The following is a 15698-nucleotide window of genomic DNA, read 5'->3' on the forward strand; positions in this document are numbered from 1 at the left end:
CAATGCAAACAAATAGTTTACATTAGAAAATCAAGACTTCGATTATTCCTCAGAAACCGCCGTTTCTTGATTCCTTTCACGCCCTTGGGCATCTTCCTTTTCGCTTTCATCCTTATCGGGGATTGGCGCTGATTCGCGCTTTCGATTCATCATATCTTCCATAGATATCGGTCGATCTTGCGGACGCCATATAAATCCAGGAAGAATTTCGTTTTCTTGCGTAACCAGTTTTAGCGGATATAACTGCTGATTGGGTTTAGCTGTGTTATATCGAAAAACCTTTTTATCCTTAAACATAATCGAAATTCGAGCCCCTCGATCATGAAACATATCCTTGATAATTCCGGTCGGTTCATCCACGTTGAACACCAAATTTTCTGCATTCCCGTCGACAAATAATCGTTCTACGTAATTCTTATCGAAGAATGCGGTAATTTTTCGTCCTTTGAGCTGATTAAATTTGACAGAATCGAGCACCGCATTCACCATAAAAGCATTATCTTTTAGCAGAGCGTTATCCAACTTTCTATTAACCATTTGCATATAAATGGTATCCGAAGAAATCTGCGATCCATCCGACCAAATCATCGGTTTACCCATAAACCGGAACATGGAATCCTGCATCCCATAATACACCGAATCGGCCACCGCCTGCAAATCGGACTTAAACATCCGCACGTTTCGATATGCTTTCACAATACGCGTGCGCACCGTATCCGATAAATTTGCAGTAGAATCTTTGCTGGACAACGTATCTGTGCGCATAACGCTTTCCATTGCAGCATCAATCCGCGTACCCGCCTCGTTAAGTTTTGGAATCTCCACCTGATCGCGCAGCACACTATCCGCTTTCAGCGTTTTCGCAATAATCAACGAATCGCCTTTGCCTTTTAAATCGGGCGGGCGTTGTTTGGGCAATTGTTGGATAATATTTGTCGCCGAATCGGCCAATGGCAATTTAACCATCGCGGAATCAACTTTCGTGCTATCCGAACCGCTGGAAATTTCAGGGGTTGATTCTCCGTCCTCGCCCAAATCGTCCTCATCATCTCCATAATCGACATCCTCATCCAAGAGAAGTTGTCCTCCATCCCGACTCAATTGCAAATCCAAAGCGATGTATTCTGATCTTGGAATGGTACGCGAAAAAATCGTATCTGCAGTCAGATAGACCGTATCCACCGGATTTTTAGTACGCTCAACCACTTGCACCGTATCCAAATCAACCGTGGTATTCGGTACCGAATCCGTTGCTAACGACAATTCTTCTTGTTCTTCCGCTTCGCGCTTTCGTTGTCGACGTTCCCGTCGGGATAATTTTTCTTCGCTCTCTAATGAATCCGTCGCTAAACTATCGGTTGGCGCGTTGGAAGTTGTATCGTTATCCACCACCATTTTCACCAGCGGCTTCTCCGCCATGGTAATGGATTCTTCTTTCCCTCGATATTTCCCGTATCCACCATTTGCATAGAATTTCTCCAACGTATCGATGAAAACCACGTTCCTAAATGCCTCACCATCCCCAATTGAACGATCGTAATACAAACTATCGCCTTTCAGAAACTTAGATCCTTCGGTGTATAAATTATTTAGGTTGAATTTCGCAATGCCCGTCCCTGTGTTGTAAACACCGCGCTCCGTGTACAAATTTTCGCCGGCTCTTCCTTCAATATTCGTCGGACCGTAGAAAAAATTGTTGCGCGTGATCGAGTTGTAACGCATGGTATCCGTATAGATAATCACGTCGGGCGAGCGTACCACCACCTTCTCCCGAAAATAGGAATCCTTCGTTCGTTCGAAATAATAGGCATTTCTCGATGTGATCGTATCCAGTCCGCTGACAATACGCCCGCCTCCGGTGTAAGTTCCGCGCTGATCGCGAAAACTATATGTCAAATAATTCGTCGTCAAAACCGATTGCTTATCGACCACACGGACATTCCGCGTGATGATCGCATGTTGCGTAGCCGCTTCATAATGCAATCGATCGCCGTAAATCACCGTTCCGGATGGTTGCGTAATCACCACGTTTCCATAAGCCTCGAAAAACTCGCGTCCAATATCGTCACGCCAGAAATCACCACTATCCGCCATCAGCGTATTGCTCTTGTGTTCGTACACCGGATTGTAGTGGCGCATCACACGCTGCTCAATAATCACACCGCGCGTTGACGACACCAAACGCATAGCATCCGCCGGCGCCGATTGTTGCGCCTGCAATGTAGCTATAGAGAGCAGGTAGAAAATAACGATGAATAATGGTTTCACAAGCGCAAAAATAGACATTTAAACAGCAAAAAAGTGTTAAAAACTTGGCGAAGGATTTTCCGTAGAATAAATGAGCGAAAATTAGCCCATTGCTGATTACCTTTGGACATGGATATCCTGCAACGTTTAGCGGAATACATCGCGACAGAGAAGCTTTTCAATCGCGAAGATCATCTACTTTTGGCTGTCAGTGGCGGAAAAGATTCGATGTTGATGGCGGAATTGCTTTGGCAGCTCGGCTATGATATAAGCATCGCACATTGCAATTTTCAATTACGCGGTGCAGAATCTGATCTTGACCAGCAATTGGTGGTCGACTTTGCTGCTAAACGAAAAATCCCGTGCTATCATCAAAAGATGGAAACGGAAGCGTACGCCAAAAAACATGGTGTGTCCATTCAGATGAGTGCGCGCGCGTTGCGCTACGATTGGTTCGAAACCTTGCGTAAAGAGCTTGAATTGGATTACATCGCTATAGCCCAACATCAGCAAGATCATATTGAAACGGTTTTCGTCAATCTGGTACGCGGAACGGGATTGAGCGGACTGAAAGGAATCTCCGCGAAGCGCGATTACATCGTTCGACCGCTATTATGGATAACGATCGAAGAAATCACGAATGCAGTACAACTTCTCCAAGTTCCTTATCGTGATGACCAAAGTAACTTTTCTACTAAATACATCCGCAACAAGATTCGGCTTAATATTCTACCGCAATTCCGTGAAATTAGGTCGGACTTCGACAACGTTATGCTGGAAAATATTGAACGATTTGAAGAAACTCAATCTTTGTTGACGCGCTTAACCGATCAAATTCGGAGATCAACCTTCAAAGAAAACGGCAATCAAATAGAAATTTTAAAGGAGGATTTATCGGATTACCTGACCGACCTTCCCCTGCTCTATGAATTGTTTAAGCCATTTGGTTTTGAAAAAAATGTTTTAGAGGATTTAGTACGATCGCAGTTATTAAATATCGGCTCACGCTTCGAATCCGAAAGGTATCAGCTCACTATCGATCGCCAAGTTCTTATTCTGCGCGAGAAAAATAATGCTGCTTTAGCGGAGCAATGCATGAGTGAAACCGACAAACAAATCGATATTCATGGTAAAACTTTTAAGTTGACGCTACATACGGTTCGTGAAAATATGCTATTGGGTAACGCACCGAATTCCGCAGCCATCGATCAGGAAAAACTAATCTTTCCGCTGCGTATACGAAGTTGGGAAGTAGGCGATCGCTTTATTCCTTTAGGTATGAATGGTTCAAAGAAAATCAGCGATTTTTTTATTCAGCAGAAAATTCCGTTGACAGAAAAAAAACACATTCCCTTGCTCGTTAATGGAAACGGGGAAATTATTTGGATTGTGGGATATCGGTTAGATAATCGATACAAGATAACAGAAAATACGAAGAAAGTAGCTACATTCGTGTATAGCTAAATGGAGTATGGAAGAGCAATTTGCATTTGAAGAAAAGCAATATTTAGGCCGGGACATGACTTGGGTAAGCGTCCGTCTGATCTTGGCATTATTCTGTTTTATAGCCTATTACCTTAATTTGCATCACCTAGTTTCAAGGCAGCTATTTTTCATTGCGGGTGTGGGAATTTTGTTCGTTTCGATCATCATGCTATATATGATCAATTATCGAATCGTTGTCAAAGACAGCAAATTAATTATCAGCGGTTTGTGGACAACTAGTTTGGTAAAAATCGACTTACAATCGATCGCCTATGTTGAGGTGAAGCCCTATAGTACATTCATTTTCAACAATCCAGTCTATAATTTGCACAAAAATGGTAAGATTCGTTTTTACTCGGGTGGCAAATACGCTGTTTGGTTAACAGATCCAGATGGATTAATTTATGTGATTGGTACCCAAAGGCCGAATGAATTAGCGAAGGCAATCGAAGCTGCAAAAGCATAAATTTTGTTAAGTGATGTTGCCCTGACACTTCCACATCAACCATTTCGCTCAAAATTTGTTAAATTTGAACAAAGTGATTTATTATGGAGTTTTTGAAAGTTCTCGTCATCATTATAGCAAGTTATTACGCGTTAAAATTTGGGCTACGCCTTATGTTTCCATTCTTAATGAAGAAATTGGCGCAAAAGATGATGCGAAATGCACAACAAGGTGGTTTCAGTACTGGAGACAGATCATTTCAATATCAAAACTTTGGTCAACAAGAACGTCAGCAACCAAAAACTGACGGAAAAGTAAAAGTAGCATACGTACCGCCGAAAGAAGATCACAAGAATGGAGCTTCTACTGCTGGAGAGTTTGTGGATTTTGAGGAAGTTAAATAAGCCGATTGGCGCTACCTCTCTATGTGGCTAAAACAGCTTTCATTACTACATTTTAAAAATTACACGGAATCCAATTTGGTATTTTCGCCAGAAACTAATGCGTTTACTGGATTTAATGGTGCAGGAAAAACCAACTTGTTAGACGCCGTTCATTATCTTTCGTTATGCAAGTCCTACTTTAATCCAATCGATTCGCAACATATCAAAAAGGGCGAAGATTGGTTTATGGTGCAAGGTGTTTTCGAACGTGATCAGGAGATCAGCGACACCATATCTTGTTCGCTTAAAAAGAATCAGAAGAAACAATTTCGAAAAAATAAAAAGGACTATCCACGTTTGGCCGACCACATTGGTCAGTTTCCTTTAGTAATGATTACACCAAATGATGTGGGCATTATTTTAGAAGGTAGCGAAGAGCGTCGAAAATTTATGGATAATGCCATTTCGCAAACTGATAATCGCTATTTAGATACGCTGATTCAGTACAATCGCATTATGCAACAGCGCAACCAGATGTTGAAAACAGCGGCCAGCACACGTCAACTCGATTTGGGCTTGCTAGAAGTGCTAAACATGCAGTTGACAGAAGTGGGAGAACAAATATTCGTAAAACGAAAAGCGTTTATGGATGCATTTCGCCCGTACTTCGATACGCATTACGCCTACATTTCCGATCATGCGGAACAAGTAGAACTACACTACGAATCGCCTTTGCTACACAGCACGTTCGCCAGTCTTCTCGATGCCAATCTGGAAAAAGATCGCATTTTGGAACGAACCACGCAAGGCATTCATAAAGATGATTTGCTTTTTCACATTCATGATGGAATGTCGCTGAAAAAATTCGGTTCGCAAGGGCAGCAAAAATCATTTTTAATTGCACTGAAGCTTGCGCAGTATTCTTTCTTGCAAGCGAAAAAAGGATTTGCACCATTACTTCTGTTGGATGATATCTTCGATAAATTGGATGAAAACCGCACTAAGAAGATTATGCAGATGGTGTCGGATGATGCTTTCGGACAAATTTTTATCACGCACACAGATTCCCGTCGAATTCGCGATATTTTTCAGGAAATCGGCAAGCCGATTCGTATCTTTGATGTGAACGAAGGCGTAGCAAATGAAGAAATATAGAGGTGAAGATTTTCGGCGAAGTGACGACATTTCCATCAAACAAGCGGTGGAGAAAATGTTGGAGGTTTACCGATTGCGCCAAAAGTTCGATGAAACTTCTATTGTAAGCGCTTGGCCCAACATTATCGGTAATGCTATCGCTAACCGCACAGAACGCATATACATTCGCGACAAGAAATTGTATGTTTACGTGGAATCTGCTGTCATAAAAAACGAACTGGCGATGATGCGAAGACAGATTCTTGGTCGCGTCAACGAACATATCGGCTATGCTATGGTCGAAGAATTCATCATTCTTTAATATAACGTTTCTACTTTTTGAGGTGAACATAAAATACTACGCATCGGCTCTTTCCAGCTTCGTTATTTGGGGGCTTTTCAGTTTAGTTTTGAGACCGTTGCAAGAATATGCCGCGTTAGAAATTTTACTCTATCGTGTATTGTTTGCCACCGCCAGCATTTGGTTAGCCAACTTTCTATTCCGCCGCAAAGAAACCCAAAGGTCTTTCCAGCAGATTTCCAACATGAATTCTTCTGACAAAAGAAAAGTTGTCGGGAATTATGTAGTAAGTGCGCTAATGCTTTCGCTGAATTGGTTTTTGTTCATTTTTGTGATGAATACCATTAGCGTGAACGCGACGTCACTCGCCTATCTGCTATGTCCAATTCTTACGACTGCCTTAGCCACCATTTTTCTTGGTGAACGTTTGCGTATGGGACAATGGGCAGCGGTTTTCGTCAGTGTGTTGAGTTGCTTCATGTTATCCATTGGACATTTCGTCGATCTGTTTTACAGCTTAATGATAGCACTTACATACGCGATATATTTAGTACTTCAAAAAGCAAATACTGCGACAGACAAACTGTTTTCTTTATCTATTCACATCACGCTAAGTACGATTATTTTGCTACCATTGTTTGGAATAGTCGGCTTAGGGGCAAATAAATCAGCAATTTTCTATGAGCTCGTTTGGGTGATTGCAGTCGTTTTCACAATTGTACCACTATTCTTGAATGCTTACGCGCTGAAAGGTTTGAGCTCATCGCTCGTCGGAATACTATTATACGTCAATCCGCTATTGAGTTTCACGTTGGCGATCACGTATTTTAGCGAACCGATTACCCTAATTCAGATAACTGCTTACGGAATGATTATCGTTTCGGTTATTTGGTTCAACTTATTGTATTTCAAAAAGCAGAAAGCTGTAGATAGTGTGCCCGAACAGCCAATTATTCCGCATTAATCGGAAAGAACACATCGCTTTAATTACAAAAAAGCGCTTAGATCGCCTTTTCCTTCGCGGATAATCTCAAATTCTTTGTTAGTTAAATCAACGACCGTAGATGCGACGTTGTCGCCATATCCGCCATCAATTACTAAATCTACTTTCTCTCCGTATTTTTCGTAAATCAATTCCGGATCGGTTGAATATTCTACAATCTCATCATCATCGTGAATCGAAGTTGTCACAATTGGATTCCCTAATTCGCGAACGATTTCTCGAACAATATTATTATCTGGAACACGGATACCGACGGTTTTTTTCTTGGAACTCAACAATTTCGGCACCTGATTACTGGCATTGAAAAGAAAAGTAAACGGTCCAGGAAGCGCCTTCTTCAATACACGAAACACGGACGTGTCAAATGGTTTTGTGTATTGAGAAATATCGGTCAAATCATAGCAGATAAACGATAAATTCGCTTTTTGGGGATTCAAACCTCGGATTTGACAAACGCGCTCAATTGCCTTTTGATTTGTAATATCACATCCTATTCCATACACCGTATCCGTCGGATAAATAATTACACCACCACTTCGCAATACCTCGACGGCTTGCTCAATCGCTTTCGGATTCGGATTTTCATTATATATTCGAACTAACATATCTTGGTAACAGTTGGAAAGGAATTAAGTTTACAAATCGCCTTTTTACGATGCTTCGGATTGGTTTAGGAATTGTAGGATTTCTTGCAATTCGCTGGGCTCAAACCAATGCGTGGAACCATATTTTTTGAACCACGTGATTTGTCGCTTGGCATACCTCCGACTATTTTGTTTAATCTTATCGACTGCCTCTTCCAAAGAAATTTTGCCTTCGAAATGATCGAACAACTCCGCATATCCGACTGTTTGCAAAGCCGGATGATATCGAAATAATTGCAATTCTTTTGCTTCGTCCAACAAACCATCGTGCATCATCTTATCTACGCGCTTATTAATTCGTTCGTACAAGAATGCGCGATCTGTATTCAATCCAATGGTAACGACATCGAAATTACGCGCGGATTGCTTTCCTTTTTGATAAAAAGCAATGGAATTTCCAGTGGTTTCGAAAACTTCCAGCGCACGAACCACCCGCTGCGGATTTTGAAAATCCATCACCGCATAATGTTCTGGGTCGATTGCTTTTAAGCGATCTTGAAGCTTTGCTAAACCGTCTTCTGCCAATTGCTGATTTAAGCGGTCGCGGATTTCTTTTGGCACTTGGGGTAAATCATCCAAACCCTCAGTCAGCGCACGAACAAACAGACCAGATCCGCCGACCAAAATCACTTGATCGTGTGTTTGAAAAAGTTCTTGCAATAATTGAAGTGCGTCGCGTTCGAAATCCCCAGCGGAATATACGCTTTCTACGCTATGAGAATCAATAAAATAATGCGGAACAGCATTTAATTCTGAAGAATCAGGTTTTGCTGTTCCGATATTCATTTCCCGATAAAATTGTCGGGAATCCGCCGAAAGAACGACGGTTTTATAATGTTGCGCCAGCTGTATAGCTAAAGCTGTTTTGCCAACGGCGGTTGGACCTACCACGGCGATGAGTTTTTTTCTCATGCTTTCTATAAGCCCAAAACCAGCGGACTAATAATCGTCGCCAAAAGATTTACTTCCGCCTTCGGATTCTTCGCCTTTTTCATCCTCATCGTCATCGAAGTTGTCGAAATCCTCTTCCTCGTCAACGCCATATTCTTCTGCGTTTTCTGGCACAAAATCTTCTTCATCATCGTCCAAATCGTCAGCAACCGGAAAGTTCGCCGCAGCAATATTTTTAGGTGCTTGACCAATATTTTTGAATACCGATGGATATTCTTTGCCATCCTCTTCCTTCAAAATCTTCACCAACTCCACATGGAAATCGTACGGACGATCGAAGTTGTACACGTAATAGAACTTTTGATGTGGATCATCGATAAATTTACTCAAACGCACATCCGCCATTTCCAAAACCTGACTCGCTTTCTTGCGATCAGAAGGTTGGTGCGCGATCTCTGTGCCTTTCTTCCATTGATCGTTACTAACATAGAACGATGAAGAACGATCTATTTCGTAAGCCGTGGTGCTGTGAATAACCTCATGTAAATCGAGGAAAGTACTTTTGGATTGCATATCAATTTCGCGGTATACATCTTCATAATCTTCAAAAGTGACTTTAAATCTATAGATTGCCATGGTGCAATATGCTTTTTATCTTTATAAAATTATTTTAATCTTCTCTTTTTAATGGTTGAATGGGTAAACCCAACGCTTCGCCTTGTGATTTCATAAAATCAATTGCCGCTTCTCGTGAATTAGCAATATCGCCTTCCAAAATCGCTTCGCGTATCGCATTCTTAATCTTTCCAACCATTCTGCCCGGCTCCACGCCAAACATCTGCATAATATCTTCGCCCGTTACCGGGGGTTGCCAGTTGCGAATGTGGTCGCGTTCTTCCACATCTTTCAGCTTCTGTTTTACCAATTCGAAATTTTCGCGGTAGCGCTTTTTCTTATATGCATTTTTTGTGGTGACATCGGCGTGGCACAAAAGCATCAGCGCATCGATATCATCACCCGCTTCAAAGAGCAATCTTCGTACCGCAGAATCTGTAACGATGTCTTTCACTAAAACAATCGGCCTCAAATGCAATTGAACAAGCTTTTGAACGAATTTCATTTTTTCGTTTTGCGGAAGTTTCAGCTCTGCAAACAGCTTTGGCACCATCCGCGCGCCGCGATCTTCATGTCCATGAAATGTCCAACCAATTTTCGGGTCAAAACGCTTCGTAGCTGGCTTGGCAATGTCGTGCATAATCGCTGCCCAACGCAACCAAAGATCTTCCGACAACTCCGCCACATTATCCAACACTTCCAACGTATGGTAGAAGTTGTCTTTATGTCCTTTTCCGTCGATATAATCTACACCGTAAAGCTGACACATCACCGGAAAAATTTCTTTCAATAAACCGGAATCAAACAGATAGTTGAAACCAATCGACGGCTTTTTCGCCAACACGATTTTGTTCAATTCGTCGATAATCCGCTCTTTGGAAATGATTCGGATACGTTCCACATTACGTGTAATGGCTTCGAAAGAAGCTGGATCAATATGGAAACCCAATTGTGTAGCGAAACGAATCGCTCGCATCATGCGCAAAGGATCGTCTGAAAAAGTAATATCCGGATCCAGCGGCGTACGAACAACTTGTTTTTCAATATCACCCATTCCATCGAATGGATCAAGCAATTCGCCGAAGCTATCCGCATTCAACGAAAAAGCCATCGCATTAATCGTAAAATCTCTTCGATTTTGATCGTCGACCAACGTACCATCTTCGACGATAGGTTTTCGGGAATCTCCGCGATACGATTCCTTACGTGCACCAACAAATTCCACCTGCAAATCATCGAACATCAGCATGGCTGTGCCAAATGATTTGAAAACGGAAACTTTTACTCCCAGTTGTTTACCTACTGCAGTTGCGAAATCTATGCCGCTTCCCAACACCAAAATATCGACATCATTTTTGAAAGGTCGTCCCATAATACGATCGCGCACGTACCCACCAATCACATAACATGCGATCTTCTCACGATCAGCCAACCCACCAATTAATTGAAAAATAGGGTGTTGTAAATTATCATCCATAGTTGCAAGGCGCAAAAATACGATTTTTTCTCCAAGTACCGTTTGATCAAGCAAAGATCAATCCGTATCCTTTTGCTAATCTCGTAGTTAATCTCGATCTCTGGACAATCGACGGAATGTTAAAGGATTTGCGGTCAATTCCTTCTGCTCGCGACGTCGCTCAATGATGTGCACAGCCGAGAATAATGCTTCCATAAAAGAATCGGCGGAAGCTACATTTTTGCCGGCAATATCATATCCCGTGCCGTGATCCGGCGAGGTGCGCACGAATGGCAATCCGGCCGTAAAATTAACGCCCGAACGCGATGCAATATGTTTAAACGGAATCAAACCTTGATCGTGATACATCGCCAAAACCGCATCAAATTTCGTGTATTGATCGCTAGCGAAGAAACCATCACTTGGATAAGGTCCAAAACAAAGCATACCTTCCGCGCGCGCTTTTTCTATCGCCGGAATAATGATTTTTCCATCTTCCTCACCGATAAGGCCATTATCCCCAGCATGTGGATTTAATCCCAAGACAGCAATTTTAGGCTTTTGAATCCAAAAATCGGCTTTCAAACTGCTGTGCATCATGCGCAATTTATGCAAAATAGCATCTTCGCTTAGCGACGAAGCCACATCTTTCACCGGAATATGCCCGGTAACAACGCCCACTTTCAACGCATCGCTGACCATAAACATCAACACATCCTTGGCATCAGATTTCGCTTGCAAATATTCGGTATGTCCCGGAAATGAAAAACCTTCCTGCTGGATGTTGTGCTTATTGATTGGAGCAGTCACCAAACCATCGATCCTGCCCGCCAATAAATCTTCCGTAGCTTTCTCCAAAGAAAGGAAAGCATACTTCCCTCCGATTTCGTTTTGCTCACCTAAAGTAATCCGAACATCCTCTTCCCAACAGTTGATGATGTTTGCTTTGTTTTCTTGGGCTTGATCCGCGGAAGCAATCACGTTAAAGTTGAAATCGTTGACATTTATCGCCTTGCGGTGGAAAGAAGCCACTTTGGTATGTCCGTAAACGATTGGCGTAAAGAACGACAGAATACGACTATCGCAAAGCGATTTAATAATCACTTCCAAACCAATACCATTTATATCTCCAACGGTAATACCAATTTTTAGCTTATCTCTCATCCTGTGTTGCTTATTGCTCAAAAGTAAAAAGTAAATGGGGGAATGGCAACTATTAAAAAGCCCCTTCTCGGACTTTTTTGCGTACTTTTGAAGCATTAATACAGCAATATGAGTACAGTACGCGCGAAAAAACATCTTGGTCAACATTTTCTAAACGACAAAACTGCCGCGTTGCGCATCGTCGATGGCTTGCAACCGGAATTAGGTTTTCAGCAAGTTTTGGAAGTGGGTCCGGGCATGGGCGTATTGTCGGATATTCTATTGCCGCGAAGCGATCAATACCAAACCTGGTTAATCGATGTGGATGATGAATCCATTGATTATTTAGGCAGACAATATCCGGATTTGGGCGATCGTTTGATTCATGGTGATTTCTTAGCCCTAGATTTTCAAAGCTATTTTCCCGGAAAGTTGGCGATCATCGGCAATTTCCCGTACAATATTTCTTCGCAGATTCTATTCAAAATTTTGGACGAACGCGATAAGGTAGTACAGATGGTGGGTATGTTTCAAAAAGAAGTAGCCGAACGTTGCGTAGCAAAACCCGGCAGCAAAGAATATGGTATACTGAGCGTATTTTTGCAGGCTTATTACGATGTGGAGTATTTGTTTACCGTGAAAGCCGGAGCATTTACGCCGCCGCCGAAAGTGCTTTCGGGCGTCATGCGCATGACGCGAAATAATCGCGAAACCTTGGATTGCGATGAAAAACTATTTTGGCGCGTAGTAAAAGCTGCATTCAATCAGCGTCGCAAAACGTTGCGCAATGCGTTATCAGCAGTTGTGCCTAAAGATCGTATGAGCGACAATGCACTATACGAATTGCGCGCAGAGCGATTAACTGTTGCTGATTTTGAGAACTTAACCAACGAGATTATCGGCGTATTATGACGAATATCGACTGTGAATACGCAATAATTGGAGGCGGAGTCGCAGGATTGAGCATGGGCATCGGCCTGAAATCGCTCGGCAAAGATTTTCTCATTTTCGAACAAGCAAAAGTTTTATTGGGAATCGGTGCCGGATTCGGATTAGCTGCCAATGCCATGCAAGCGTTTGACTATTTAGGATTACGGCAGGAAGTCGAAAAAATCGGGTTCTACACACGCGATTTTAATATTTTAGACGATAAAGGAGCTGTGCTCATGGCTCCGGATACCGAAAGCTTAGGCGCAAAATACAATCAGAAGAACTTCACGGTTCATCGCGCAGATTTACATCAGTTCTTACTTTCCAAATCGGATGCTTCTCGAATTTTACTTAGAAAACGTTTACTACGATTTGAACAGAAAGCAGATGGCATTTCCTTGTTTTTTTCTGATGAAACTACATTCCGCTGCAAATATTTATTGGTAGCTGACGGGGTGAAATCACCTGCTCGTCAGCAATTGCTTCCGAAGTCTTCACCGCGTTATGCCGGATATACCTGTTGGCGTGCAACGATTGACAATTCGGATATTCATGTTACCCGCGGAACGGAAACTTGGGGCGCAAAAGGGCGCTTCGGATTGACACCGTTGGTGGATAACCGATTATATTGGTATGCCTGTATAAACGCACCTGCGCGCAGCGAAAAATATAAAAATTTCGGAGTAAGCGATCTGTTCGATCATTTTAAAGATTACCACCAATCGATTCCACAAATTATCCAGCGCACAGCGAACGAAGATTTGATTTGGAATGATATTATTGATATCAAACCCATCCGACAATTTGCTTTTGGTTCGGTACTTCTATTGGGCGATGCTGCGCACGCAACCACGCCGAATTTGGGACAAGGTGCTTGTCAGGCGCTAGAAGATGTGGCTGTTTTGACGGACGAGCTGAAAAAGAACATTCCGCCAGAACAAGCTTTTCTACATTTCCAACGTCGGCGAATCGACAGAACGCATTATATCACCAACACTTCTTGGCGAATCGGCAAGATTTCGCAATGGTCGAATCCGGCGATGATCGCCATTCGAAATACCTTGATGCGCATTATGCCTGCATCATGGAGCGAATCGCCGCTCAACAAACTTTTAAAACAACACTTTCTCACGATAAATGCGAAACCATGACTCGAATCCTTATTGTTGATGACCTACATCCCATCTTAATGGAAAAACTTCAAGCGGCAAATGTTTTTGTGGATTACCAACCTGATGCTACGCGCGCGGAAGCGGAAATATTAATTAAGGATTTTGATGGATTGATCATTCGATCCAAGTTCTTCGTGGACGCTGCATTTTTGGCGTTTGCTCCAAAACTTAGATTTATCGGTCGGTCGGGAGCCGGAATGGACAATATTGATGAGGTCGCTGCCACGAAGCAAAACATCACGCTAATTGCTGCAAACGAAGGGAATCGTGATGCCGTCGGCGAACACATGATCGGTATGTTATTAAGTTTGATGAATAACTTGCGTCGATCGCATACGCAAATCACTGAGCAACAATGGCTACGAGAAGAAAATCGGGGATATGAACTAAAAGGTTCTACCGTCGCACTAATTGGTTACGGGCATAATGGACAGGCGATGGCGAAAAAATTATCTGGGTTCGATGTAAACGTCATTGCTTACGACAAGTACAAAACTGGATTCTCGGATACGTATGCGCACGAGGTTTCTATGGAGGAAGTGGTTAAGCGGGCTGATGTGCTGAGTTTTCATATTCCGCTAACCCAGGAAACAAAGGGTTTGGTGGATGAAGAATATTTACGTCATTTCAAAAAGCCCATCTTTTTCCTGATGGGCGCACGTGGAGCAATCGTAAACGTACCAGCCGTATTAAAAGGTTTGGACGAAGATCGGATTCGCGGCGCAGCATTCGACGTATTGCCGACGGAGAAGTTTCCTGCTTTGGCAGAAGAAAGCTGGTATGCGGATTTAATCCGCCGGGATAATGTGTTGCTTAGTCCACATGTTGCAGGATGGACGTTTGAAAGCTATTACAAATTGTCGGACGTTCTGGCTGACAAAATCTTAAAGCATTTAAATTAAACACCAAACAAATTGTTTAGAATCATTTTAAATAATATATTTGTTGTTGGAATAAATACATTATCTAACATGAAAATCACGAAACAACTAGCTTGGCTGGCATGCGGATTCATGCTGACTTCTGCTACGGCCTTTGCCAACAACGACATTACAACAGACAATAAACCTTCGACTGAAGTTGAAAAATCTTCTGAAAAGAAAGCAAAAGATGTAGGTACTTTTACTGCCGAAGGAAAAACACATAGCACTAAATTCGTGCGCGTACTGTACGCGGCAGAAGGTTCGGAAAAGGAAGGCGAAAGCAACGATATTACGCCATTAGTTTACGACAGCACGGATCCTAAAGGAAACGCGGTGAAAGTACGCCGTTTCCAAATTACCGCCAAAAACACGGGTTACGACGAGGTGCAAACTTCGCAGGAAGAAGATTACAAATTAAAATCTGTGAAGGAAGGAATTAAGCTTTATGTGGAAGTTCCTGTTGCTGCGGACGGTTCGCTAGACTTAAAGAAAGCTTACGTAGGTAACGCTGCTTACAATTTTGGAACCCGAGAAACGCGCCACGCATTAACCCCAGAAACGAGCTCCGATTTCAAAATCAACATCAAACGTTTGGATTTGCCCACTTTTAACGAAAGCAATAAACCGGGCGATAAAGGCTTGATCTACAACCAAGGTTTCATCGAACTTTCGTTTAAAGCGAAAGCAAAACATTTGGCTTCCGATCAAATCAGTGATTTCACCGTGAACATTAAAGGTCCGATTTCTATTACCCACATCCGTGGAAAAGAAAGACAAGATGCAGCAGTTGTTATCAATCCTGAATTGGTAGCAAAAAACCTGTAATATTTCTTTGTGAAAAAACGAAAAAGCTTCCTGATATAAAATCAGGAAGATTTTTTGCTTAAGCAGTTCACTTATTGCGAGGACGTCAAATCATCGAATGA

At 42.4% G+C, this 15698-nt stretch carries 16 protein-coding genes; 10 read left to right on the forward strand and 6 right to left on the reverse strand.

Features of this window, described 5'->3' with window-relative positions; all coding sequences use genetic code 11:
- Window positions 1-42: 42 nt before the first annotated feature.
- Complete coding sequence (locus ACFSQ3_RS15570) at window positions 43-2268, reverse strand: OstA-like protein (protein WP_380870499.1); 2226 nt, start codon at window positions 2266-2268, stop codon at window positions 43-45.
- A gap of 108 nt (window positions 2269-2376) precedes the next feature.
- Here ACFSQ3_RS15570 and tilS point away from each other — a divergent pair, with 108 nt between their 5' ends.
- The 6 genes from tilS (at window position 2377) to ACFSQ3_RS15600 (ending at window position 6959) form a co-directional block, all read left to right on the forward strand.
- Entirely contained in the window at window positions 2377-3711 is a 1335-nt protein-coding gene (gene tilS / locus ACFSQ3_RS15575) for a tRNA lysidine(34) synthetase TilS (RefSeq protein ID WP_380870500.1), read from the forward strand.
- Between the two features lie 7 nt (window positions 3712-3718).
- Window positions 3719-4198 carry a hypothetical protein gene (locus ACFSQ3_RS15580; protein WP_380870501.1) on the forward strand — a complete coding sequence of 160 codons (480 nt, stop codon included), beginning with the start codon at window positions 3719-3721 and terminating at the stop codon, window positions 4196-4198.
- An 83-nt stretch (window positions 4199-4281) separates the two neighbouring features.
- Entirely contained in the window at window positions 4282-4581 is a 300-nt protein-coding gene (locus ACFSQ3_RS15585; RefSeq protein ID WP_380870502.1) for a DUF4834 family protein, read from the forward strand.
- Window positions 4582-4602: 21 nt separating this feature from the next.
- Window positions 4603-5715: a DNA replication/repair protein RecF gene (gene recF / locus ACFSQ3_RS15590; protein ID WP_380870503.1), complete on the forward strand. Its 1113-nt coding sequence runs from the start codon at window positions 4603-4605 to the stop codon at window positions 5713-5715.
- A complete protein-coding gene (locus ACFSQ3_RS15595) occupies window positions 5702-6016 on the forward strand; it encodes a DUF721 domain-containing protein (protein ID WP_380870504.1) in 315 nt (104 codons plus the stop codon). Before recF ends, ACFSQ3_RS15595 begins: the two co-directional genes overlap by 14 nt.
- Entirely contained in the window at window positions 5985-6959 is a 975-nt protein-coding gene (locus tag ACFSQ3_RS15600; RefSeq protein WP_380870505.1) for an EamA family transporter, read from the forward strand. The genes ACFSQ3_RS15595 and ACFSQ3_RS15600 overlap by 32 nt, the downstream gene beginning before the upstream one ends.
- 23 nt (window positions 6960-6982) lie before the next feature.
- Here the strand turns inward: ACFSQ3_RS15600 and ACFSQ3_RS15605 are convergent, their stop codons facing one another.
- The 5 genes from ACFSQ3_RS15605 to pdxA all read right to left on the reverse strand — a co-directional run bounded on the left by ACFSQ3_RS15605 (window position 6983) and on the right by pdxA (window position 11768).
- Window positions 6983-7603, reverse strand: coding sequence for an L-threonylcarbamoyladenylate synthase (locus tag ACFSQ3_RS15605; protein WP_380870506.1), 621 nt, complete (start codon window positions 7601-7603; stop codon window positions 6983-6985).
- A gap of 45 nt (window positions 7604-7648) precedes the next feature.
- Window positions 7649-8554, reverse strand: a complete 906-nt coding sequence (gene miaA / locus ACFSQ3_RS15610) for a tRNA (adenosine(37)-N6)-dimethylallyltransferase MiaA (protein WP_380870507.1) — start codon at window positions 8552-8554, stop codon at window positions 7649-7651.
- A 27-nt stretch (window positions 8555-8581) separates the two neighbouring features.
- The gene (locus ACFSQ3_RS15615) at window positions 8582-9169 is read right to left on the reverse strand and encodes an IS1096 element passenger TnpR family protein (protein ID WP_380870508.1); all 588 of its coding nucleotides are present in this window, start codon (window positions 9167-9169) and stop codon (window positions 8582-8584) included.
- A gap of 34 nt (window positions 9170-9203) precedes the next feature.
- Window positions 9204-10625 carry a CCA tRNA nucleotidyltransferase gene (locus tag ACFSQ3_RS15620; RefSeq protein ID WP_380870509.1) on the reverse strand — a complete coding sequence of 474 codons (1422 nt, stop codon included), beginning with the start codon at window positions 10623-10625 and terminating at the stop codon, window positions 9204-9206.
- A gap of 87 nt (window positions 10626-10712) precedes the next feature.
- Window positions 10713-11768 carry a 4-hydroxythreonine-4-phosphate dehydrogenase PdxA gene (gene pdxA / locus ACFSQ3_RS15625; RefSeq protein WP_380870510.1) on the reverse strand — a complete coding sequence of 352 codons (1056 nt, stop codon included), beginning with the start codon at window positions 11766-11768 and terminating at the stop codon, window positions 10713-10715.
- Between the two features lie 108 nt (window positions 11769-11876).
- Between pdxA and rsmA the strand changes: the two genes are divergently transcribed.
- The 4 genes from rsmA (at window position 11877) to ACFSQ3_RS15645 (ending at window position 15597) form a co-directional block, all read left to right on the forward strand.
- Window positions 11877-12659 carry a 16S rRNA (adenine(1518)-N(6)/adenine(1519)-N(6))-dimethyltransferase RsmA gene (gene rsmA / locus ACFSQ3_RS15630; RefSeq protein ID WP_380870511.1) on the forward strand — a complete coding sequence of 261 codons (783 nt, stop codon included), beginning with the start codon at window positions 11877-11879 and terminating at the stop codon, window positions 12657-12659.
- Window positions 12656-13828 (forward strand): FAD-dependent monooxygenase, encoded by a 1173-nt coding sequence (locus tag ACFSQ3_RS15635; protein WP_380870512.1) that lies wholly within the window; start codon window positions 12656-12658, stop codon window positions 13826-13828. The genes rsmA and ACFSQ3_RS15635 overlap by 4 nt, the downstream gene beginning before the upstream one ends.
- Window positions 13825-14751 (forward strand): NAD(P)-dependent oxidoreductase, encoded by a 927-nt coding sequence (locus ACFSQ3_RS15640; protein ID WP_380870513.1) that lies wholly within the window; start codon window positions 13825-13827, stop codon window positions 14749-14751. Before ACFSQ3_RS15635 ends, ACFSQ3_RS15640 begins: the two co-directional genes overlap by 4 nt.
- 69 nt (window positions 14752-14820) lie before the next feature.
- Window positions 14821-15597, forward strand: coding sequence for a hypothetical protein (locus ACFSQ3_RS15645; RefSeq protein WP_380870514.1), 777 nt, complete (start codon window positions 14821-14823; stop codon window positions 15595-15597).
- Window positions 15598-15698: the final 101 nt, after the last annotated feature.

The sequence above is a fragment of the Sphingobacterium corticis genome, assembly GCF_042684745.1.
Classification (GTDB): Bacteria; Bacteroidota; Bacteroidia; order Sphingobacteriales; family Sphingobacteriaceae; genus Sphingobacterium; species Sphingobacterium corticis.